A 23,174-nucleotide genomic window follows, 5' to 3' on the forward strand; every position below is an offset into this window, starting at 1 on the left:
GATTTAAGCCAATTAGAGATTTTGTTGTAGTTGTTGTTGCTCTAGTAGTATTTGTTCTTTCTCAGCTTCGACAGTTTGAGGATCTTCTAACGAGACGTTGCCAAAGTGCCCAGCACGGAAATCATGGACTATATTTTTAGCAGCTTGTTTGATATTTGAATTAGTTTTTGCATTTGAAACATCTTTAAGTATCTCTTGAGGATGTTTCTCTAACAAATCTTTTTCGCTAATGAAGTTGTAGCGAGCTAAGAAGTTTTTTGTATTTTTTTCTCTGAAAAAATTTAGAAGATAACAAGCTGTACCTTCATAATCCATCGCAGTATCACGGATAGAGCCAATAGCTGCGATTCTAAAAGCGCTACTTTCACTTTTAGGGCTAGGAAACATAATCCCTGGAGTATCAAATATCATAAAAGTTTTGCTAATATCGATGCGTTGTTGTAGTTTCGTCACTGCTGGTTCATTGCCTGTTTTGGCAACTTTACGACCTGCAAGTTTATTTATCATTGTAGATTTGCCTACATTTGGCAGACCAAAGATAATTGCTCTAATAGGTTTTAGTACAGTGCCTCTTTGTGGACATTTTTTTTGTGCTAAATCAAGAATTCTTTTGACAATATTTTTATCCTCAAGAGTGTTTACTGCAATCGCACTACCTTTGTAGAAATCTAGCCATTGTTTGGTAATTGTAGTATCTGCTAGATCATTTTTTGAGAGTATTTTTATAATCGGTTTGTCACCAACAATTTGTTCTAAAACATGATTGCTGCTAGAGTCTGGTATGCGTGCATCAACAATCTCAATAGCAATATCAATCGAAGGCATTTTTTTACGAAATTCTTTGGTGGCTTTATGCATATGCCCAGGAAACCAATGTAACATTGTAGATAAAAAATATAAATTTAGTTAATATAGGACAAGATTTTACCGATTAGGGCTGATATATGCAAAGCTATATTCTAAAAGGTGGCAAAATTTATGCCCAAAATGATTTTGAAGCTAAGGATATTGTTGTCAAAGATAATATTATCAGTGCTATACTTGATGATGCAAAGGCAGCTACTTTTAATTTACCTATCATTGAGCTAAGTTCTGATGATTATGTGATACCTGGGTTTATCGATATCCATATCCATGGTTCAAAAGGTGCTGATGTAATGGATGGTGATGTTGATGCTTTAGCTGTAATCTCTAAATCACTATATACACAAGGAGTTACTAGCTATCTGGCAACTACAATGACAGCAGCAAATGAGCAAATTCTCAAAGCAATGCACGCGATCAAAGATTATAATTCTCAAACTCACTTGGATAGTGCAAAAATTGTTGGTGTTCATCTTGAGGGGCCATTTATATCGCCAGGTAAGATTGGTGCTCAAAATCCTAATTACCTCCAAGAAGCAGATGTTACTAAAATGACAAATTGGCATAATGCTTGTGATGGGTTAATCAAAAAAATCACTATTGCCCCAGAGATTAAGAATGCTAATAAAGTAATCGAATTTTGTAACTCTAAAAATATAATTAGCTCAATAGGTCACACTAATTGTACTATGGCTCAAGCTCTAGAGGCGATAGAGCAGGGTTGTTCACATGCAACACATTTATTTAATGCAATGAGTCCTATCGAGCATCGTAATCCTGGTGCAGCAACAGCCTTATTAATGTCAAAAAAAGTTTTAGCAGAATTGATAGTCGATGGTATACATTTACACCCTGATATGGTCAAGTTTACCTATACTATAAAGGGTAGTGATAATATTGCTTTAATCACTGATGCGATGTCTGCTCAAAGTGCTGGAGAAGGTGTCTTTGAATTAGGTGGTCAGAAAGTAATAGTCAAAGATGGTCAAGCAAGATTAGAGAATGGTGTACTAGCAGGAAGCGTCTTGACAATGAATAAGGCTCTAGAGAATTTCTTGAAATTTACAAATTGTAGTCTCTATGATGCTGTGAAAATGACAAGTACAAATCAGGCTAAGTCATTAGGGCTTAAAAAAGGTCAAATCAAAGTAGGCTTTGATGCTGAGTTTGTAATTCTCGATAAAAATTATCAAGTTAAACAAGTTATTGGTTAGAAAATGAATTTTTTAGTATTAGATACATCAAGTAAATATTGCTCAGTGGTATTATCAGCTTCTGGTAAAGTATATAATGATACACGTGAGATACCACGCCAACACAACAAATACTTACTTGAAATGATACAGGGAGTTTTCGTTAAGGCGACAATTGACATCAAAGATTTAGATTTTATCGCTTATGGTGTTGGACCTGGTAGTTTTGTTGGTGTTAGGCTTGCTGCAGCAGTTTGCCAAGGTTTTGCAGTTGGTCTAGATATACCAGTGATTGGCTTTTCTAGTATGTTTGCATTGGCAAAAAGTGTTGTAACTGAATCGCAAAAAGTAGCTGTTATCCTTGATGCAAAAATGGGTGATTTTTACCTTGGGCTTTATGATAAAGATACAGATCAGATAATCGCAGAGAATGTTTATAAACTAGAGGAGTATTCTCAAGATCTATATACTGGTTATCAACTAGTTGGTGAATCTATCGCAGAACTACAACTAGAAAATGATGATTTCAAAATAGATGTCGCTAATGTAGTAGAGTATGTATATAAACAATATCAAAAACAAAAATATGATGGTACTTTAACTCAAGAAACATTTCCAGTATATCTAAGAGGTACTAGTCATTGGCAGGCTAAAGAGGAGTGAGCTAATGTGTAGATGGCTTATGTATCACGGTGATAAAATCAAAATGAGTGATTTGCTTGTTGACCCAGAGAATTCCTTGATACATCAGAGTATTCATTCATCACAGGGTGCAGTACCAGTTAATGGCGATGGTTTTGGTATTGGATGGTATACGAGTTTGCACAAAGAACCTGGGATTTATAGAGATCCTCTTCCAGCTTGGAATAATCAAAACCTAATATCACTAGCAAAACATATCAAAAGTAGAAATTTTATGGCACATGTGCGTGCTAGTACTATTGCACCAACTGCTAGTGTAAACTGCCATCCATTTACATTCAAAAATCATCTATTCATGCATAATGGTTCAATTGGTGACTTTAGTGATATTAGACAGGAAATTGAACAATTGATAAAACCACAATGCTTTAAAGCTAGATTAGGCTCTACTGATTCTGAGGCAATGTTTTTATTAGCAGTGTCAAATGATCTAGAAAATAATCCAAAAGCAGCAATAGTAAAATCTATCGAGCAGATTACTAAAATTCAGGCAAAAAATGGCCTCAAAGAAAGTATCAAAGCAAGTATTGCCTACTCAAATGGTGAAACTTCTTATTCGTTAAAAATATCTACCATTGGTAATGAGCCATCGCTATACTATATCAGTTATAAAGATATTATAGAAACTCTTGGCTTAAAAAAGAAAAATAAATTAAAAAGTGGTTTTGTGGTATTATCAGAACCGTTAGTAGAATCTGATTCATATACTTATGTGAATAATTATACTTGTATTGAAATTAGGCAAAATGAATTTAAAGTAGAAAAGTTATAAGGAACAAAAATGGCATCGCTTAACAAAAAGATTCAAAATGTTTCGACTTCACCAACTAATGCTATGGCAGCATTAGCAAAGCAAATCAAAGATCAAGGAAATGACGTAATCTCTCTTGCTATCGGAGAACCTGGTTTTAGTACGCCGGATATTATTAAAGCCGCAGGTATCGAAGCGATAAATAAAAATATTACCAAGTATACAAATGTTGATGGTCTTAAGGAACTACGTGAGGCTATAGTGGCTCGTTACAAGCGTGAGTATGGTATTGAGTTTGCTGCAGATCAAGTCTGCGTTACCTCAGGGGCTAAGCATAGCTTGCATAATATTTTTAACTGTATTTTAGAAGCAGGAGATGAAGCAATTTTCTTTGCACCATATTGGGTATCATATCCGGATATGATCGCCCTTACAGGAGCAAAACCAGTAGTTGTAGAAACTAAATTTGAGAATAACTTTGAGATAGATGTTACAGATTTAGAAAGACATATTACAGCAAAAACCAAAGCTGTGATTATTAACTCACCTAATAATCCTACAGGTTTAATCTATTCAAAAAAATGTATCGAAGATTTAGCAAATTTACTTAGAAAATATCCAAATATTTGGATTATTGGTGATGATATTTATGACCAACTTTACTTTAAGGACAGAGTTACATTGATAACTGAAGTAGCACCTGACTTAGCTGATAGATATGTGATCGCTAGTGGTGTGTCAAAAAACTTTGCAATGACTGGTTGGCGTGTTGGTTTTACAATAGCACCAAAGCTTTTAAATGATGCGCTGAAAAAGTTTCAGTCACAATCTGCTACTTGTGCTTGCTCGATATCACAATATGCTGCAATTACTGCTATGAATATGCCAGCAAAAGATTTAGACTATTTTGTAGAGTCTTACAAACAAAAAGAGCAGTTTGTCACTAAGTGCTTAGAAGCTATGCCGTATATTGATGTCAAGAGCGCTGATGGTACTTTTTATCTTTTTCCCGACCTTAGAAAACTACTTAAACACACTGACTTTAATAATGATGTTGAGCTATGTAATGCGCTACTTACAGAAGAGTATGTCGCTATGATGCCTGGTGTAGCATTTGGTTTATCAGGTTTTGCTAGAATTAGTTGTGCTAATGAAATGCCAGAGCTTGAAGAGGCTATGACTAGATTAGCTAGATTTATTGATAGGCACGTTTTAAACTAATATATTTTCATTGCTTACTATGTAAGCTAGAAATTTATCAAATACACAAAATATTTTCGACTCCAAATTAGATAGCTGTTACAATCAATAATTATTTATTATTATTATAATTTTTTTTATGAAAAATGTGGCTATATTTCAATTATAGGTAGACCAAATGTTGGTAAATCTACTTTGTTAAATAATATTCTAAAATATAAAGTAAGTATTACATCACGCAAACCTCAGACAACTAGACATCAGATCACGGGTATTAAGACTGTTGGCGATACGCAGTTTATCTATGTTGATACTCCTGGTATACATATCAAAGAACCTAAAGCCATCAATAAATTTATGAATAAAGCAGCAACAACAATGGTCAAAGATGTTGATGTGATTTTATTCGTAGTAGAGATGGGTAAATGGACAGAACTTGAAGATAATATTGTTGAGAAATTAAAACACTCAGAAATACCGATATTTTTAGTTGTTAACAAGGTTGATAAGAAAAAATCATTAGAAGCAGCGATGTTTATCGAGTCTATCAAAGAGAAACTAAGTTTTTATGATGTGATTTATGTATCTGCTAAGCAGGGGCACAACATCGATGAACTAGAATCAAGAATTGAGAAGCTTTTACCAGAGTCTGAATATTTTTTCTATGAGGAAGACCAAATTACTGATAGAAGCATTAAGTTCATGGTGGCTGAAATTATCCGTGAGAAGATTATGCGTACTATAGGTAGCGAGGTACCATACCAAATAACTGTAGAGATAGACAGCTATAAAGTTGACCAAGAAAAAAATATTGTCGACATCTATGCTAGTATCCTTGTTGAGAGAGAAAGTCAAAAAGGTATTGTCATAGGTGCTAAAGGAGTCAAACTCAAAAAGATTGGTACAGACTCACGTATAGATATTGAAAGATTAGTTGGTATGCAGGTTAATCTTAAAACACATGTAAAAGTTAAAAGCGGTTGGTCAGATGATGAGCGAGCTTTGAAATCGCTTGGATATGATCTAATCTAAATGTAGTTTATCTATGCAGCGACTTGAGATCAAACCATCAATAAGGTATCGTAATATTGTTTATGCAAGTCTAGTCTTTTTGAGTAGTTTTATTATAGCTAGTTACTTTGGTAATAGTAGTATTGGTTATTTTGGCTTTTTATTGATTTTAGTTTCGATATTTTTCGTAATAGCAGACAATAAGTTTTCTCTTGAAGCTATCATCATCCCAAATCAATTAGAGAGTAATTCACTAATATTTGTAATTAATGGTAGTGAAACTGATTTTTGGCTTATTAGGAAGAATATTGTTATAAATGGCTGGATATTTTTATATGCTATCCAACAAGGCTCAAATAAAAAAATAAAAATGTGGTTGCATAAATCTAATTTTAAACAGCAAAATGATATTAAAGTTTTAGCAAGATATATTTTATTTTCTCAAAACGATTAATCTTTGTTATATTCTTAGCTATACTTTGATTAGTAACTATCAAGAGTATTTTTCTAATGTTAAATCAGTTTAAAGATAAAGTAGCAAATTTTTTAGCAAAGCCGCAAATTATTGAAAATGAGCTATTAAGATATGCGTATTCGACAGACGCTAGCTTATATAGAATGGTTCCTGTGCTTGTACTAATTGTCAAAAATGAAGCCGAAGTCATAGAGGTTATTAAGTTAGCTAATCACTATGATGTCAAACTAACTTTTCGAACAGCAGGAACTAGTCTTTCCGGTCAGGCAGTGACTGACCAGGTCTTAGTAGTGTTAGCCGCAGATGCCTGGTTGGATTATCAAATTATTGATAATGGTAACAAAATAAAGCTTGAGCCAAGTATAATTGGTGCACAGGCAAATAATTATCTTAAGATATATAAGCGTAAGATTGGCCCTGATCCAGGTTCAATTAATAGTGCTAAAATAGGCGGTATTATTGCTAATAACTCAAGTGGGATGTGTTGTGGTACTGCAAAAAACTCCTATGCAACCTTAGACTCAATGCGGGTGATTTTTGCTGATGGTAGTATCCTTGATACTTCTGATGATAATAGCGTTGTCGATTTTAGAAAAAATAATAAAGATTTTATAAATGCAATTTTAAATATTCGCCAACAAATAATCCAGAATCAAGAGTTAGTTGATTTTATCAAAAAGAAATTTGCAATAAAAAATACTAGTGGTTATAGTTTAAATGCTTTTTTAGATTTTGCTGATCCTATCAAAATTATTGAAAGATTAATTATAGGGTCAGAAGGTACGCTTGGATTTGTTAGTAATGTTACCTTAAATACTGTTGTAGACTATAAATACAAAGCCTTAAATCTTATATATGGCAATTTAGATGATTTGATAAAGCTAACTACAAAATTACAAGCATTTGAGCCTTCATCTGTAGAATTACTTGATTATTTATCACTAAAATCGGTATCTGGGGTAGCTGAGCTACAACCTTTTTTAATTAAACTCGAGGATACTAATATAGCAGCAATAATGGTTGAGCTTGCTGAAGATAGTCATCAAAAGTTAGCAGCACATTTAAATGCTGTAAATCAGTGTATTGATACTGCAAATATACTTTATCAAGTTGGTTTTAAAAGTGATGAACAGCAAATGCAAACTCTATGGAAAGCGCGCAATGGTGTGTTTCCAACTATCGCGGCTCAAAGGCCTAATGGTAGTAGCGTATTAATTGAGGATATCGCTGTAAATATTCTAGATTTACCTAATCTTATTAGTGATGTCAAAGAACTTTTTGTTAAGTATAACTACACAAACGCGGCTATTTTTGGACATGTCTTAGCTGGTAATATTCATTTTGTCCTAACGCCTAATTTTAATGATGATGAACAAGTTTTAGTTTATGATAATTTCATGCATGAGATTACTAGGCTAGTAGCAAAAAAATATAATGGTTCTCTTAAGGCCGAACATGGTAGTGGACGTAACATCTCGCCATTTGCAATAGTTGAGTGGGGTGAGAAATGTTGGGATATCATGTGGCAAATTAAAAACCTCTTTGATAAACAAAACATCCTAAATCCAAATGTTAAGCTTACTAAGGATACAAGTTTACATATCAAAAATCTCAAAGAACTAAATAGTGTTGATGATCAAATAGATAAGTGTATGGAATGTGGATATTGCGAGCCAGTATGCCCATCGAGAAATCTTAGTTTGACACCACGCCAACGTAATACTGTTGCTCGTAAAATTGAAACTCTCGAAGGAGAACAAAAACAAAAATGGCTCAAAGATTATAACTATTATGGTATTCAAACATGTGCTACTACCAGTTTATGTAAGACACGTTGTCCGGTAGATATTGATACAGGAAGATTTATCCTTAGTAAAAAAACTCGTCAAGATAGGTCTGTTAATCACAATAAAACAATCAATATTGCCAAGCAAAAAGTTAGGTTAGGAAATTTAACTGCATCTGTTATCGGTAAGCGCAATCTACACAATATCACTCAAACATTGCATAGTAAGTTCAAGTCTATACCAGTTTATTTAGAAACTATGCCAAAAGTTCAGAATTCTAGCTTTGCTAATTCAAATTTTGCTGCAAAACAAAAAGTATTACTAATGCCAGCATGCCCAAATAGAATCTTTGCTGGAAATAGAAAATATACTAAATATCCAAGTCAGTTAATTATAGAAAAGCTTGGTTTTGAGGTTAATTACCCCTCTAATTTAAATAGTCAATGCTGTGGACAAATGTACCATTCTCAGTCAAACCATATTCAGCAACAAAATTCGCAATTACAGCTGCAACAAAGTATCAATTACAATAGTTATAGTTATATCGTTACTGATAATAGCTCTTGTGCTAATTTCGCTAAAGATCAAAATCTTAGTATCACTAGTATAAATAATTTAATTATCGATAACTTAGATAATCTAAAGTTAACTAAGAAGTTTAGTAAAATTGCTCTACATATAGATTGTTCTACGCGTAAGCAAAATATTGACAATAAATATATACAAGCATTATATAGATGTTGTGATGAAGTAGTGATCCCAGAGCAAATTTATTGTTGTGGTTTTGCTGGCGATAAAGGTTTTACGACACCTGAATTAAATGCTAGTAGTTTAGCCTCATTGAAACCACAAATAAAAGATTGTCAAATAGGAGTTAGTTTTAATCGTAGCTGCCAGATTGGACTGTCTTATTATGGTCAGTTAGAGTATATCTCTTTTACAGAGTTGTTATTAGAGTGTTTAGAATAGTAAACTAGTTAAACTAAGATATTGTAATTATCACTCAGATATCAATTTTTGAAATAGTATGAAATAGTATATAACTTCTAAATAAATACAAGTATTGAGATATTTTTTAGTTAAACAAATACTAAATATCATCAGTCTCAGTAATTATTTTAGTTGATTAAAAATATCTTGAGATACTTTTTCAACAGCTTGATCGCCATTTATCTTAATGTATTTTGGTATTTTAGTGTTTGTTGATGAGAAATTTCTGTAAAAATCGATTAACTTAGCGGTTTGAGCATGATATACAGCTAGTCTTTGTTTAACTGTGTCTTCATTATCATCTGTACGAGTTATTAGTGGTTCACCGGTTACATCATCTTTATCAGCTACTTTAGGTGGGTTAAACTTAGTGTGATAAGTTCTACCAGATGCTGGATGTATTCTCCTACCTGTAATTCTCTCGATAAGAAGATTATCAGCTACATCTACCTCAACTATGTAGTCAATATTTACACCTAATTTGTCTAACTCTTGTGCTTGAGGGATAGTTCTTGGGACACCATCTAATAAAAAGCCATTGTTACAATCATTTTTTGAAATTCTATCTTTGACAATCTTGATAATAAACTCATCTGAAACTAATTCTCCAGCATCAAGAATTTTTTTTAATTCTTGACCAAGCTCACTACCTGATTTTATAGTCTCTCTTATCATATCTCCAGTAGAGATATGAGCGATATTATATTTTTGTTCAATTATCTTTGCTTGAGTTCCTTTACCAGCTCCAGGTGCTCCTAAAAGTATTATACGCATTGTTAATTAACCTTAACGTTTTAAAACTAGAGTTTACTTAATGTGGATTTAATTATAAAATAAACAAACTTATATATCTAGGAATAGAGTACCTAATTTTAAGCTGTAAATTTATAAGAAGAGTTTTATGATATCATTGTTACTTGAGAAAAGACGCAAACAAGCACAAAAAACAGTTTTAGGCATTGAGTATGATAAATACTCACTTGCTGCTGTTAAGCTTGATAAGAAGGGTGATAAATACTCATTAGTGTGTTGTGGTAGCGATGTTTTTCCAGCCGAAGCGTATTTTGAAGGTGAGTTAACAACAGAATATGTCGGCGGTGTGGTTGCTGATATCATCAAAGAGAATAAGCTAGGACGTTTTGTAAAGCTAGGTTTTACAAGTTATAACGAGATAGATGTCGCAAAAGAGCAAATTATTTGTGATAAAAGAGCTCTCGAAATAATAGAAAAAGAAGGTGTACATTTTTATATCAGAGAGAATTTCCTAAAAAAACGTTTTCCAGAGAATTATGTTAACGTAGCTTATGATTATTATGATGAGTTAGAAGAAAAGGGAGCTTTAAATATCTACTACATATCTGATAGTGATAGAGTTAAGCAATTCTATGCTATAGCCAATAAAGCTAAAAGAGCATTATCAGTATGTACACTTGATAAAATAGCTATTAGTAGTTTTGTTTCAGAACTTTTTTTATCAGAGATTTCTAAGTATTCTAGTGATAGTATATTTTTGGGATTATATTCAGATAAAATATCGGTATATAGCTTCTCACCACTGGGTGAGTTAAAAAACTATGAGTCTGTCAAAATATTCGATGCAAATATTACTAGTATTAGTTATGTAGATGAGGTTATACAACTGCTACTAAGATTTATGGATTTTATGTCATTAGATTTTGGTGCTAATGATTTTGATAGTTTTGATCAGGTTCAAGATAATAATGTTTATATCTATGGCATTAAACAGGATTTTGAGAATATTTTTGTATCGATAAAAGAATTATCACAAAAAAGTTGCAAAATACTTAATCCATTTGTAAATATTGATATTGAGAAATATGGTGATATAGAGAAACCTTACCGCTATGTTTTGCCTATAGCAATAGCTATGAGAGAGGCATTGTGATATGAAAGATCTTAATTTTATACGCGGTAGATGGAGAAAAAAACAACTAACATATCTTGGCATAGATTTCGGTTTTATGGCGTTAGTTGCTTTTATATTAATGTTTGTTTTGTCGATAATATTTTCTTGGTCTAGTGAAGAGGATATGAAGGTTGAGAACTATATACAAACGCAAATCACAAAACTCAATAGTCAAGTAGCTGAATATGCGGCAGTTAAAACACAAAGAGATAAACTATTAGATATGTCAACAGACTTAGCAAATATTAAAGCTAGTCAGTACTATATCCTATTGGGTATAGAAAAAATTTCACGTGCGATTACCGATCAGCTTTATATCACTAATATTAACTATGTATCTAGTTCTGATACTTTGATCCTTACTGGAGAAGTTAAAGATTTAAAACTTCTTTCGATATTTATGAAGAATCTTGAAATAGAGTTTAGAGTAAAAAAAGTCGAACTTAAAAATTTAGGTTCAGAGAAAAATGGTCAAAGAAGTTTCTCTTTAGAATTTAAGTTTGGAGAGGGTAACGCATTTAAGGGAGAGAGTGTTAAATGGTAGATAAAATCCAGAGCTTTTTATCTAGTAAGCACATCAATAAGATTATAAATGCCCCTCTAAAGATTAGACTGCCAATAATGATTATAGTATTTGCATTATTTGTCTTTGTTTTTTATGGTTTGTTGGTAGGTCCCGTAATTTCAAAAGCAAATCAAGTACAAAATCATATTCAGTCAATGGAAGCACAGATTCCAAGACTTGTCAAAAAAGAGAAAGATTTAGCAGCATTAAAAGAACAAGTAAAGATGCTAGAGCAACACAATACCGAAGAGAGATTTAGTATTCCTGAGCGTCACTCTGTACCGATATTTTTATCTGCACTTAATGAGGCTATTAGTAGTTCAGGTATAACGATTATAGATTTATCTCCAGCGGGTGTTGAGAAAAATAAATATTTAGACTTATATGCTCTAAATTTTAAGGCAAAACTATCTGGGAATTTCTCACAATTAATTAAACTTTTCGTTGCTTTAATTGATATGAAAGATATTGCTGTTATCACCAATATAAATATTAAAAAAGAGTCTGATGATAAATTAGTTACAGAACTAAACTTGCAGACCTATTCGCGTCAAGGAGTGGGGGCTTAGTTTAGATGATAAAAAACAAAAAGTTGAAAAAAATATTTTTTATAATTTTAATTAGTAGTTATAATTTAGCTTTTGCTAGTTACGAATCAAGAATAAATGAGGTAAATCAGTTGATTCAGGTAAATATGAAAAGTGTCAAAAGTACAGAAAAGCTTGATATTCCTGAGTATAAAGGTGATACATTAACTTTTGAGAGATTATCAAAAATCCGTAATGTTTTTAATATGGATCACTATCTACCATTTGAAAAGAAAATACCAATTATTAAATCACAACAAAATAAAAGTATTGTTAAATTAAAGCCAATTGTGATTCCATCAGAGTTACAAAAGATTATGGATGCTAAAGCTAGTGGTTTACAGCGTTATCCATTGGATTCTTTTAAGTTCAAGGGAGTTGTATATCAAAATAATCAAAAATGGGGTGTTGTTGAAAACTCAATGGAAAATAAACCGATGTATCTGAAAAAGGGTGAGCTAGTAGGTCAAAACTATGGTCAGGTTGAAGATATAACTAAAGAAGGTATTGTTATTGATGAGTGGAAGAGGAATGACCTCAAAAGAATCTGGGAAAAGATTCAAACTGTTATACATTAATAAGGTAAAGTGATGTTTTTTGCAAAAAAGAAGTTATTAGTTGTTCTAACAATACTAGGTGGTATTCTAGGTTATGATGTCTCGGTAGCTGATACTAAAGAATCTCAAGTATCTAATCAGTCGCAAACTTCAGATCAGCCTGCAGCAAAAATTGTTGGTCGAGAGGAAAATAAAGACAAAATTACTGATAAACATATCAAAGATCTTGAATTTCATCGTAGTTTAAATGGTAGTGCAGTTTTTGAAGTTGCTTTTGAGGAGAATATAAGTAATTTCTCAGGTTATAAGACTAAGCTGTCACAGGATGGCTATACACTGACAATAACTTTTAATGATACAACTATATCTGATAAATGGGTTAGTAATATTGATACTAAAGTTTTTAATACTATAGTTGACTCTATCAAAATCTTCAAAGAGGGGGGCAGTGTAGTCTTTGTAATTCATTCTCTTGATAGAATCTCTCTAAGTGATTTTAAAGAGGGGAATGTATTTAAGTTTAAGATTGATAGACGTAATAGCCGTGTTGAAGGATTTAATGTTAATGAGCCAATTTCAATATCTTTTAAGGATGCACCAGTACAGACTGTATTGCAAGTTTTATCTGAATTTGCTGGTTTAAACCTAGTAGTTAGTAGTAGTGTGCGTGGTAATATCTCTATTGATTTAAAAAATGTACCTTGGAATGAGGTAATGAATATTGTTTTGGTTAGTAAAGGTCTAGCTACAAAAAAAATGAGTAGTATATTGTATGTAGCTACTGCGGCTGAAATCGCAGCTCAGGAGCAGTTAGAGTTACAAACAAAACGCTCATTGGAAAATAATGCTACTCTGGTGACGGAATTTATACCATTAAACTATACTACTGCTCAGGCTGCACAAACGGTGATTACTTCAATGGCAAAACAAAATGGTGGTATTATGTCACCACGAGGTAGTATTACTGCGGATGCACGTACAAATACCTTAATAGTAACAGATACCGAAGAAAAATTACCACGTATCAAAGAAGTTGTTAATGAGATTGATATTCCAAATGATCAGGTTTTAATAGAAGCTAGAATTGTCGAAGTACTTAGAACAAGCGCACTTGAACTTGGTTTTAACTATGGTGTGATTGATCCCTCTGGTAGAGTTAACATAGGTCTAGATACTTATAATAGTAATCCTAACCCAGCTCCAGGACCAACACCCCCTACACTTGGTGCAGCTGCTGCTGATACTTTTGTTGGTACAACAGCAAAGTTAGCATATACTATAGCTGGAGGAGTACAACTTCAAATGGAAATCAGAGCTCTTGAGAGTGAATCACTAGCAGAAACAGTAGCATCGCCGCACTTAGTCGTTGCAAATAACCAGGTAGCATTTATTAAAGATGGTGAAGATGTTCCATATAACCAAGCAACAGCTTCTGGTGCAGCAGCTGTTGCTTTCCAAGAGGCGGTTCTAGAGTTACAAGTTACACCGCAAATTGCTCCGGATGGTAATATTATTATGGATATTCTTGTTACTAAAAACTCAGTAGGTGCCTCCCCTGGTAAGACGCTTCAAGGAGGAGATTTGCCACCAATTATCAAAAAGAGAGAGATAACCACCAAAGTTATGACTAAAGATGGTGATACTGTTGTAATTGGTGGTATTTATACGAAAACTCAAAAAGAAGAGCGTAATAAGATCCCATTCTTAGGTGATATTCCTTATTTGGGTTATCTATTTAGTTATACAAAAATCACTGATCAAGATTCTGAGTTGTTAATTTTTATAACTCCAAAAATTATTCAGTCAAGAGTCCAAAAATGATAGCAGATAATAGTTGCAAAAATACCAATATTTAGGTATCTTATAGCCTATAATTTTTTATGTATGAGGGGTGATTAGTAACTAACTATCACGGTGTGTAATCAACTTACAATTTTGAGTCAAAAATGATAAGAACAAAAAATATTTTCTTAATTGGTCCAGTGGGTGCTGGAAAATCTACTATTGGTAAGCAGTTAGCAAAACAGTTAAAATTAGAGTTTATCGATTCTGATGATGTTATTGAAAAAAAATGTGGTGTAGATATTAACTGGATTTTTGATCTAGAGGGTGAAGAAGGTTTTAGAAAGCGTGAAAGAGAAGTTATTGCTGAGATTTTAGCTGAAAAGCAAAATATAGTTCTAGCTACAGGTGGCGGTGCTATCCTTGATCCAGATACTAGATCATTACTATCGTCACGAGGTAAGGTTGTCTATCTTGAGGCAACAATTGAACAACAACTTGAGAGAACTTCTAAAGATACAAAAAGACCGTTATTGAGAGTTGATGATAAAAGACCAGTTCTTGAGCAGTTAATGGCTGAAAGAGAGCCATTATATAGAAGTATCGCTGATGTCGTTGTGGAAACTAATGGCGCAACAGTTAAAAATATCGTTAATAAAATATCGACATTTTTAGTAGAAGAAACTATCCTGTGATTAGTACGTTATCAGTAAATCCTACTTTTAGTCCTAGTTATAATATTATTATTGACTCAGTACTAGATTTTTCAAATATTCTCGAGTATGTAGCTAACAAGCAAGTTTTGATTGTTACAAATACTACTATAGGGAACTTATATTTGACTAAGTTTTTAACAGTCTTAGCCAATGATTTAGATGTCAGAACTTGTATTTTAGAAGATGGTGAGCAATATAAATCGCAACAAAGTTTAGATAAGATATTATCAAGCTTGCTTGAGAATCATTTCACGCGTAACTCAACAGTTTTAGTTGCTTTGGGTGGTGGAGTCATAGGTGATATTACAGGATTTGCTGCTGCGATATATCAGCGCGGTGTTGATTTTATCCAAATACCAACCACGTTGCTTTCTCAAGTTGACTCATCAGTAGGTGGTAAGACTGCTATAAATCATCAGCTTGGTAAAAATATGATTGGAGCTTTTTATCAGCCCAAAGTTGTTTATACTTCTATAGAGTTTTATAAAACTTTGCCGCAGCGGGAATATATTGCTGGTATGGCTGAGGTTGTCAAATATGCTTTTATCTCAAAAGATTTTTATCTTTGGCTTGATTCAAATAGAGATAAAATCTTAGCAAAAGATAGCGTTACTTTGATAGAGATGGTAAAAAAGAGCTGTCAGATTAAAGCTCAAGTTGTTGCTATGGATGAAAAAGAGCTAACTGGAGCTAGAGCTATTCTAAATTTTGGTCATACATTTGGTCATGCTATAGAGAAGTGTCAAAATTACCGAGGTCTAAAGCATGGTGAAGCTGTAGGTGTGGGTATGGCTCAAGCTATTGATTTTTCTTGCTATCTTGGAATAATATCACAACAACAAGCAAAAGATTTTAAAAAATTTATAATCAGCTTTGAAATTTCTATTGATTTCCCTAAAGATATTTGTCAAAAAGAATTTTTAGATGCAATGCTTTTAGATAAGAAAAATAGTAATAAAGAGTTAAAATTTATTCTTATAAAAGATATCGGAAATTTAGTTTTGCAAAAGCAGTCCAAAAAAGATTTAGAATTATTCTTGACAGTTTTTAATAGAAAATAACAGATTATATTGATAGTATGTCTTTATTGGTGATTTCTAAAAGGATTGTAAAATATGAAAAGTAAAACTTTAATAACAGGGATGTTGTTACTTTCATTATCGGGAGTTTCTTTTGCAAGTTATACTGTTTTAGATGATAAAGGTAAAGCTATAACTAACTGTGCTGACTTAGAAATAGAAAAAGATAATCAAGATAGATTTTCTAGAGCTGTTTTCTCAAAATGCAACAATAGAGAAGTATTTTCTTATACTGGAGATTTTAGATACATAGAAAGATAAACTAATAGCAATTTTAAGGTTAATCGAAATAAAATAGTTATTTGAGATATTTAAAACTTATTAATTAACTTTTATTATCGATTAGGCTTCGATTGGCTTTTTTTAGTTCATTTCTATAGTAATCTAGATTCTTTGCAGACTCAACTTTTAGATCTTTGATTTGTTGAGTTAGAAAAGTGATTTGACTCTCTAAACTTTCTTTTAGATCAGATATTCGTTGTTTAGCTTGTTCTTGGACAAGGTCACAATATGACTTAGCATCTTTAGCTAATCTTTCAGCAGTTTCACGGCGAATACTTTCTTTAACTAAAGCGGAATATAGTTTTTTGATTTTAATGTTATCATCAGACTCATTAAGAAGTGTTGACCATTCATCTGAGATGTTGCTGAATAGATCTAGTTCATCAATATCTTGAAGTATTTTTATAACATTTTGACTAATAGCCATTAGATTTTAATCCTTATAATATTTTTTGTTTGAAAAAATTATTTTAGACAAGTAATAGTGTTATGAATAAACCTATATATTCTAATGCAAATGATACCGGATTGTTTAGCTAATTAAAAGAGTATTTTTTCAAATAATTCATATAACTATATTGGTTGTCTTAAGCGTATAGTATAAACTAGTGTAATCCATATATTTATGTGTCTATTAAATATGTTAATAAACAATGATAATCTTATATTTAGTTCCGTTGATAAAATAAAGTACTCCGCACGTAGGGGTATGTTGGAGCTTGATATAATTTTAGCGCCATATTTGAATAATTGTTATATGCACGAAGATCTTGCTGGTAAAAAGCTTTTTGTTGAGTTTTTAACTAGTGAAGATAGTGATATGTTTGATTGGCTCTTTAAGGGAGTTACTCCACCACAAAAATATCAACAACTTATAGATAAAATTATCCAAGAAAAGAAAAAGTTTAATCAAAATAAATTAAAATAGCTAAAAGGTGTGTTATATGAATGACTTACTAAATCACTCAGGAGAATATCCTATTTCTAAAGAAATAATGAATATATCTAAATATTGGCTTATTGATGAAAAAGAAGCGATGACAAAGCTTGTTGAAAAAGCTCATATGTCAAGTGTTCAAAAAGCGCAAGTTAGAGAAAGAGCTTATGGCTTGGTAGAAAAAGTCAGAAAAAATAGACTCAAAAAATCTGGTATCGATGCGTTTATGATCGAGTATGATTTATCCTCAGAAGAGGGAATAGTGCTAATGTGTTTAGCTGAAGCACTTTTAAGAGTACCTGATAAATATACTATTGATTTACTTATCAAAGATAAACTTACAAGTGCTGCGTGGAAAAGCCATGTTGGTAGAGAGAAGCATTTATTTGTTAATGCTGCAACATGGAGTTTGATGCTAACTGGTAAAATTTTAAAGAATCCGCATGGATCATATAGAAAAGTTTTCCAGAACTTACTAAAAAAATCAAGTGAGCCAGTAATTCGTCAAGCTATGAAACAAGCGATGAAAATTGTTGGTAAGCAATATGTACTTGGTGAAACTATTGAAGAAGCTCTAAAGGTATCAGAAGCTAAAGTAGCTAGAGGCTATAGTTACTCTTATGATATGCTTGGTGAAGCTGCGATGACAATGGATGATGCTGAATACTATTATGGTCAATACCTTCATGCTATACATGAGTTGGCTAAGTATGCTACAAATACAGAGATCAAAAAAAATCCTGGAATTTCTATAAAATTATCTGCTTTACATCCACGCTATGAGGTCGCAAAGCACCAAAGAGTTCATACGGAATTATATCCAAAACTGCTTAAGCTTACGCAATTAGCAAAAGACTATAATGTTGGTATGAATATCGATGCTGAAGAAACAGAAAGATTACAAATATCATTAGAACTAGTAGAAAGACTAGCTCATGAGCCATCTTTAGAAGGTTTTAATGGTATTGGTATTGTTGTTCAGGCATACCAAAAAAGAGCTCCTTATGTATTAGACTATTTAGCTAACCTTGCTAAGAAAACAAATAGAAGATTTATGATTCGCTTAGTTAAGGGGGCATATTGGGATGCTGAAATTAAGCATGCGCAAGAGCAAGGTTTAGCAGGTTATCCTGTATTTACACGTAAATATCACACAGACGTCTCATATCAGGCTTGTGTTAAACAGCTTTTTGAGAATCATCAATATATCTATCCTCAGTTTGCAACACATAATGCTCAAACTGTCGCTGTAGTATTTGAGTTAGCTAATGGTAATAGAGATTTTGAATTTCAATGTCTGCATGGTATGGGTGATGCACTATATGACAATGTCGTTGGTAAAGAAGGCTATGAAGATATTCCATGTAGAATATATGCTCCAGTTGGTGGTCATAAGCATCTTTTAGCATATCTAGTAAGAAGACTGCTAGAAAATGGTGCTAATAGCTCATTCGTAAATAGAATAGTAGACGAGAATCTGCCTATTGAAGAATTAATAGAGGATCCTGTGAAAAAAGCTATCGATCATGGTTGTGGTCAGCATCCTAATATTCCTTATCCAAAAGATATAGTTGCACCAAGATTGAATTCACAAGGTCATAACACCAATGATTTTGCTGTTTTGGCTGATATGTATAAGCAAATAGAAAAATATACGCTTAAAAATACATATAAAGCAAAACCTATAGTTTCCAGTATTGATCTTGATAAAACAATAGCTGAAAGTGTTATAAATCCAAACACCAATGAAGTTATCGGTAGTGTAATTAATGCTGATGTTAAGATCGCTAAAAGAGCATTAAAAAATGCTCAAAGTGCATTTGAAGAGTGGAGTAATACACCAGCAACAAAAAGAGCTGATATTCTAGAGAAATTTGCTGATCTTTTAGAACAAAATACTAATAAATTCATTGCTATAGCGATGATTGAAGCTGGTAAGACCTTGGCTAATGCTATAGATGAGGTCAGAGAGGCTGTAGATTTTTGTCGTTATTATGCTGCTCAAGCTAGAAAAGAATTTAATGGTCCTATTGATTTGCCGGCACTATCTGACCATCTTAAACAGATAGAGTTTACCGGTCGAGGAGCTATGGTATGTATTAGTCCTTGGAATTTCCCATTAGCAATATTTCTAGGACAGATTACAGCTGTGTTAGCAGCTGGTAATACAGTAGTTGCTAAACCAGCTGAGCAGACACCAATAATTGCTTACAAAGCAATCAAACTTCTATTTAAAGCTGGTTTGCCTAAAAAAGTTTTACAATTTACACCTGGAGATGGTGCAACAGTTGGTAGTGCACTAGTTAAAAGTCCAGTATGCAAGGGTGTGATTTTCACAGGCTCTACAGAAGTTGCGGCTATTATAAATCAAACTTTAGCAAATAAATCTAGTGAAATAGTACCATTTATTGCTGAGACAGGTGGACAAAACGCTATGATTGTTGACTCATCATCACTTCCCGAGCAGGTTACAGCAGATGTGATACGCTCAGCCTTTGATAGTGCGGGGCAACGCTGTTCAGCATTACGTATCTTATGTCTTCAAGAAGATATCGCTGATAACTATATTAAGATGATAGTTGGTGCAATGAAAGAACTTAAAATAGGCAATTCAAAATATATTGATACTGATGTTGGTCCTGTGATCGATAAAGAAGCTGCTGATAACCTAAATGCGTATATTGAAGAGAAAAAAAGCCAGTTCAAGCTTATATATCAAGCTCAGCCTAACCAAGATACTCAAAAGGGCACATTTGTGATGCCTACTGCTTTTGAGATAGATAAAATATCTGATTTAGGCAGAGAGCAGTTTGGTCCAATTTTACATATCTTGCGCTTTAAGGCTAATCAACTAGATAAGCTTATCAACGACATCAATGCTACAGGATATGGTTTGACTGCAGGTGTTCACAGTAGAATTAATGAGGTGATGAACTATGTCAAAAATAACCTTAAAGCTGGTAATATCTATGTAAATAGAAATATTGTTGGTGCTGTTGTTGGTGTCCAGCCATTTGGTGGTCAAGGTAAGTCAGGAACTGGTCCTAAGGCTGGTGGACCTTATTATATGCATCGTTTAGCTAATGAAAAATTATCAGGAGTAGGTGCCGTTGAAGAGATTTATAATCCTGAAAAAATAGCTGAAGATGAAAAGCAGACTAATAAGCTTATCAAAGATAAATATACCATTACAAATATTGTTGCTGGTGAGAGAACTAAAAAAGATAAATATACTAGTCTTAAAGCAGCTAATGGTAAAACTATTGGTAGTAAATACATAGCTTCTGTGAATACTGTAGATAATGCTATAGAAATTGCGAGTAAAGAAGCAGAGCTATGGAATCATGTTAATGCTGAAAAAAGGGCTGCTACTATTGAGAAGTTCCTAGAACTATTAGAGAAAGAACGTCATTTGATAGCTTCATGCCTTGTAGTAGAGTCAAATATTTCAGTTGAAGATGCCCATATCGAAATAGATAAAACTATTCAGCAGGTAGCATATTATTGCCTACAAGCTAAAAAAGAGTTTGCTCATCCACAACTTTTACCTGGACCTACAGGCGAGATTGATGAGTTAAGCTTAAAAGGGCGCGGTGTTGTGGTAAGCATGTGCTCAAGTTCTGATTTACTCATTAGATTTGTTGGTCAAACAGCAGCAGCTTTATTAGCGGGTAATACTGTAGTAGCTAAGCCAGCATATACTGGTAACTTAACTGCTTATAATATTGTTAAATTAATGTTAAAAGCAGGAATAAACCCTAAAGTACTTCATCTAGTCTTGTCAGATGATGAAGAGATAACATCAGCATTACTATTCAATAGTAAAGTTGCACTAGTTGCTTTCTCTGGTAGTGTTTCTGCGGTTAAACAGGTTCATCAGGCTTTAGCATTACGTAGAGGAGCAATTATACCTTTTGTTGCCGAAAGTGTAGCTAAAGATGATAAATGTACAAGCTTAGCTATAGAAACAGCTTCACCATTATATTTACGCAGGTTTGTCGTTGAAAAAACTGTAAGTGTTGATACAACTGCATCTGGTGGTAATGCTTCTTTAATGAGCCTAGAAGAATAAAAAAATATTGCAAACTTATTTTCTTGATGATAATTTAAATCTTAGGTTATTAACTTTCTACTAGCTTTATAGGTTAGTCATTATCAAATAATCACAATGAAAGCAAAGTTATAATCACCTTTGCTTTCATCTAATTTAATAAATTATATAAGGAAAGAATATGAGTAATAATGTATCTGTAAAAAAGATGTCGTTGTTTAGTGCCATATTGATTGGTACTACTTGCATGGTTGGCTCTGGTTGGCTATTTAGTGCTCAGCTTACAGCTAAAAATGCCGGTAACTGGGCTTTCTTGGCATGGATTTTAGCTGCATTAATTGTTGTGATGATTGCGCTATGCTTAGGTAAAGTAGTATCTTTGTATCCTGTTAGAGGAGCTACAACTAGATCTAGTGCAATATCACATAATAGTATTTTTGCAATGCCATTTGCTTTTGCAAACTGGTTTGGTATCGTCGTAGTTATTTCATCTGAAGCATTAGCAACTACTCAGTATCTATCAGGCGTTAAGTCTATGCAATGGCTTATGAGTGATGGTGTTCTGACTACAGCTGGAACAGCTTTTGCACTATTTGTGTTATTTGTATATCTAGTGATTAATTTTTATGGTGTGAAAGTTTTAGCTAAAGTAAATAACGCTATAACTGTATTTAAGATGGCGGTACCGTTCATTATTGTTATAATATTTATAACTTATGCTTTTATGCATAGTTCTGATCATGTAAGCATGTTTTCAGAAGATATTCCTAATAATTCTCAATTTGGATTTAGTTCAGCACTGACAGCAATTGTTGCAGGTGGTTTGATCTACACTTTTAATGGTTTTCAGACCGTTGTTGCTTATGCAAGTGAAGTTAAGAATCCTGGTAGAAATATTCCTTTAGCAATTATTTTAGCATTATTGATAGTTTTAGTTTTATATCTAGGCTTACAGTACGCATTTATGCAGGCAGTTCCTCATCAGTACCTATTAGATAAAGGTGGTTGGGCAGGTCTAGATTTTGACTCACCGTTATTACAAGTAGCAACTCTTTTGGGACTTGGTTATATATCTTTTTTACTTATTGTTGATAGTGTGATTAGTCCATCAGCTACAGGTTATACATATTTAGGTGCTTCTTCGAGAATGCTATATGCAATGTCTTCAGAGGGTCAGATGCCAAGATATTTCGCTAAGATTACTCCAATAGTAAATATCTCACGTAGATCGCTTTTAGCGAATTTTATTTTATCGGTTATATTTTTGTTTTTTTCAGATAACTGGGCAGGTCTAATGCTTGTTGTGACAGGCTTTCATATTATTGGATATATGGCTGCTCCTGTGAGTATGGGAGCTTTAGCACCACGTACAAGGCTATTTGGTTTAGTTGTATTTGTAGTTCTGACATTATTACTTAATACTGTAGAAATTCAGACTCAGATAAATATGAGTGTGATTCTTGTTGTTTTAATGACTATATATGCAAGTCTTGAGTTTAGAAGAATAGGTATTAAGAATCTTTTAATGCTTATATTACCATTTATAATTTTTGTTTGTTTAACTACACCTATAACAAATTATTTTGCTGATGCAATTGTAGGCGTGGTATTCTACTGGTTTGTTACAGACAAACGCTATGTGTCATTTTGTAGATCTACAGCAAACGAGAAAAATATTATTGTCGATTAATTGCTTATTAGCTATAGTCTTTGGAATC

21 protein-coding genes are annotated in these 23,174 nt (G+C 32.9%); 18 read left to right on the forward strand and 3 right to left on the reverse strand.

From position 1 onward, the window contains the following. Positions 1-12: 12 nt before the first annotated feature. Entirely contained in the window at positions 13-882 is an 870-nt protein-coding gene (gene ylqF / locus FSC454_RS04465) for a ribosome biogenesis GTPase YlqF (RefSeq protein WP_044247411.1), read from the reverse strand. 62 nt (positions 883-944) lie between these two features. On the opposite strand from ylqF, the gene nagA reads away from it, so the two are divergent. The 7 genes from nagA to FSC454_RS04500 all read left to right on the forward strand — a co-directional run bounded on the left by nagA (position 945) and on the right by FSC454_RS04500 (position 8,952). Next, positions 945-2,078, forward strand: a complete 1,134-nt coding sequence (nagA, locus tag FSC454_RS04470; RefSeq protein ID WP_066046357.1) for an N-acetylglucosamine-6-phosphate deacetylase — start codon at positions 945-947, stop codon at positions 2,076-2,078. A 3-nt stretch (positions 2,079-2,081) separates the two neighbouring features. Beyond that, entirely contained in the window at positions 2,082-2,720 is a 639-nt protein-coding gene (gene tsaB / locus FSC454_RS04475; protein WP_066046358.1) for a tRNA (adenosine(37)-N6)-threonylcarbamoyltransferase complex dimerization subunit type 1 TsaB, read from the forward strand. Between the two features lie 4 nt (positions 2,721-2,724). Further along, positions 2,725-3,531 carry a class II glutamine amidotransferase gene (locus FSC454_RS04480; protein WP_066046359.1) on the forward strand — a complete coding sequence of 269 codons (807 nt, stop codon included), beginning with the start codon at positions 2,725-2,727 and terminating at the stop codon, positions 3,529-3,531. 9 nt (positions 3,532-3,540) lie between these two features. Then, a complete protein-coding gene (locus FSC454_RS04485; protein ID WP_066046360.1) occupies positions 3,541-4,731 on the forward strand; it encodes a pyridoxal phosphate-dependent aminotransferase in 1,191 nt (396 codons plus the stop codon). A gap of 93 nt (positions 4,732-4,824) precedes the next feature. Next, entirely contained in the window at positions 4,825-5,742 is a 918-nt protein-coding gene (era, locus tag FSC454_RS04490; RefSeq protein ID WP_071794796.1) for a GTPase Era, read from the forward strand. 13 nt (positions 5,743-5,755) lie between these two features. Next, the gene (locus FSC454_RS04495; RefSeq protein ID WP_066046362.1) at positions 5,756-6,175 is read left to right on the forward strand and encodes a hypothetical protein; all 420 of its coding nucleotides are present in this window, start codon (positions 5,756-5,758) and stop codon (positions 6,173-6,175) included. A gap of 56 nt (positions 6,176-6,231) precedes the next feature. Next, positions 6,232-8,952 carry an FAD-binding and (Fe-S)-binding domain-containing protein gene (locus FSC454_RS04500; RefSeq protein WP_066046363.1) on the forward strand — a complete coding sequence of 907 codons (2,721 nt, stop codon included), beginning with the start codon at positions 6,232-6,234 and terminating at the stop codon, positions 8,950-8,952. A gap of 144 nt (positions 8,953-9,096) precedes the next feature. Here the strand turns inward: FSC454_RS04500 and adk are convergent, their stop codons facing one another. Then, positions 9,097-9,747, reverse strand: a complete 651-nt coding sequence (adk, locus tag FSC454_RS04505; protein ID WP_014548473.1) for an adenylate kinase — start codon at positions 9,745-9,747, stop codon at positions 9,097-9,099. A gap of 127 nt (positions 9,748-9,874) precedes the next feature. On the opposite strand from adk, the gene FSC454_RS04510 reads away from it, so the two are divergent. The 8 genes from FSC454_RS04510 to FSC454_RS04545 all read left to right on the forward strand — a co-directional run bounded on the left by FSC454_RS04510 (position 9,875) and on the right by FSC454_RS04545 (position 16,447). Then, positions 9,875-10,879 (forward strand): type IV pili, encoded by a 1,005-nt coding sequence (locus FSC454_RS04510; RefSeq protein ID WP_066046364.1) that lies wholly within the window; start codon positions 9,875-9,877, stop codon positions 10,877-10,879. 1 nt (position 10,880) lies between these two features. Continuing rightward, the gene (locus FSC454_RS04515; RefSeq protein ID WP_066046365.1) at positions 10,881-11,444 is read left to right on the forward strand and encodes a PilN domain-containing protein; all 564 of its coding nucleotides are present in this window, start codon (positions 10,881-10,883) and stop codon (positions 11,442-11,444) included. Beyond that, the gene (locus FSC454_RS04520; protein WP_066046366.1) at positions 11,438-12,034 is read left to right on the forward strand and encodes a type IV pilus inner membrane component PilO; all 597 of its coding nucleotides are present in this window, start codon (positions 11,438-11,440) and stop codon (positions 12,032-12,034) included. The genes FSC454_RS04515 and FSC454_RS04520 overlap by 7 nt, the downstream gene beginning before the upstream one ends. Before the next feature lie 5 nt (positions 12,035-12,039). After that, positions 12,040-12,630: a pilus assembly protein PilP gene (locus FSC454_RS04525; protein WP_066046367.1), complete on the forward strand. Its 591-nt coding sequence runs from the start codon at positions 12,040-12,042 to the stop codon at positions 12,628-12,630. A 12-nt stretch (positions 12,631-12,642) separates the two neighbouring features. Next, on the forward strand, positions 12,643-14,430 hold the full coding sequence (locus FSC454_RS04530; protein WP_066046368.1) for a type IV pilus secretin PilQ family protein: 1,788 nt from the start codon (positions 12,643-12,645) through the stop codon (positions 14,428-14,430). Between the two features lie 125 nt (positions 14,431-14,555). Beyond that, positions 14,556-15,086, forward strand: coding sequence for a shikimate kinase AroK (aroK, locus tag FSC454_RS04535; RefSeq protein ID WP_003034250.1), 531 nt, complete (start codon positions 14,556-14,558; stop codon positions 15,084-15,086). Beyond that, positions 15,083-16,168, forward strand: coding sequence for a 3-dehydroquinate synthase (gene aroB, locus FSC454_RS04540; protein ID WP_066046369.1), 1,086 nt, complete (start codon positions 15,083-15,085; stop codon positions 16,166-16,168). The genes aroK and aroB overlap by 4 nt, the downstream gene beginning before the upstream one ends. A gap of 54 nt (positions 16,169-16,222) precedes the next feature. Further along, positions 16,223-16,447 carry a hypothetical protein gene (locus FSC454_RS04545; RefSeq protein WP_066046370.1) on the forward strand — a complete coding sequence of 75 codons (225 nt, stop codon included), beginning with the start codon at positions 16,223-16,225 and terminating at the stop codon, positions 16,445-16,447. Between the two features lie 64 nt (positions 16,448-16,511). On the opposite strand, the gene FSC454_RS04550 is transcribed toward FSC454_RS04545, so the two are convergent. Continuing rightward, complete coding sequence (locus FSC454_RS04550; protein WP_003034246.1) at positions 16,512-16,895, reverse strand: hypothetical protein; 384 nt, start codon at positions 16,893-16,895, stop codon at positions 16,512-16,514. A 213-nt stretch (positions 16,896-17,108) separates the two neighbouring features. On the opposite strand from FSC454_RS04550, the gene FSC454_RS04555 reads away from it, so the two are divergent. The 3 genes from FSC454_RS04555 to FSC454_RS04565 all read left to right on the forward strand — a co-directional run bounded on the left by FSC454_RS04555 (position 17,109) and on the right by FSC454_RS04565 (position 23,146). Further along, positions 17,109-17,396, forward strand: coding sequence for an FAD assembly factor SdhE (locus FSC454_RS04555; RefSeq protein WP_066046371.1), 288 nt, complete (start codon positions 17,109-17,111; stop codon positions 17,394-17,396). A 16-nt stretch (positions 17,397-17,412) separates the two neighbouring features. Continuing rightward, positions 17,413-21,477 carry a bifunctional proline dehydrogenase/L-glutamate gamma-semialdehyde dehydrogenase PutA gene (gene putA / locus FSC454_RS04560; protein WP_066046372.1) on the forward strand — a complete coding sequence of 1,355 codons (4,065 nt, stop codon included), beginning with the start codon at positions 17,413-17,415 and terminating at the stop codon, positions 21,475-21,477. Between the two features lie 160 nt (positions 21,478-21,637). Further along, positions 21,638-23,146, forward strand: coding sequence for an APC family permease (locus FSC454_RS04565; protein WP_044247406.1), 1,509 nt, complete (start codon positions 21,638-21,640; stop codon positions 23,144-23,146). The last annotated feature ends 28 nt before the right edge of the window (positions 23,147-23,174 follow it).

Source organism: Francisella hispaniensis FSC454, assembly GCF_001885235.1.
In the GTDB taxonomy this organism is placed as follows: Bacteria; Pseudomonadota; Gammaproteobacteria; order Francisellales; family Francisellaceae; genus Francisella; species Francisella hispaniensis.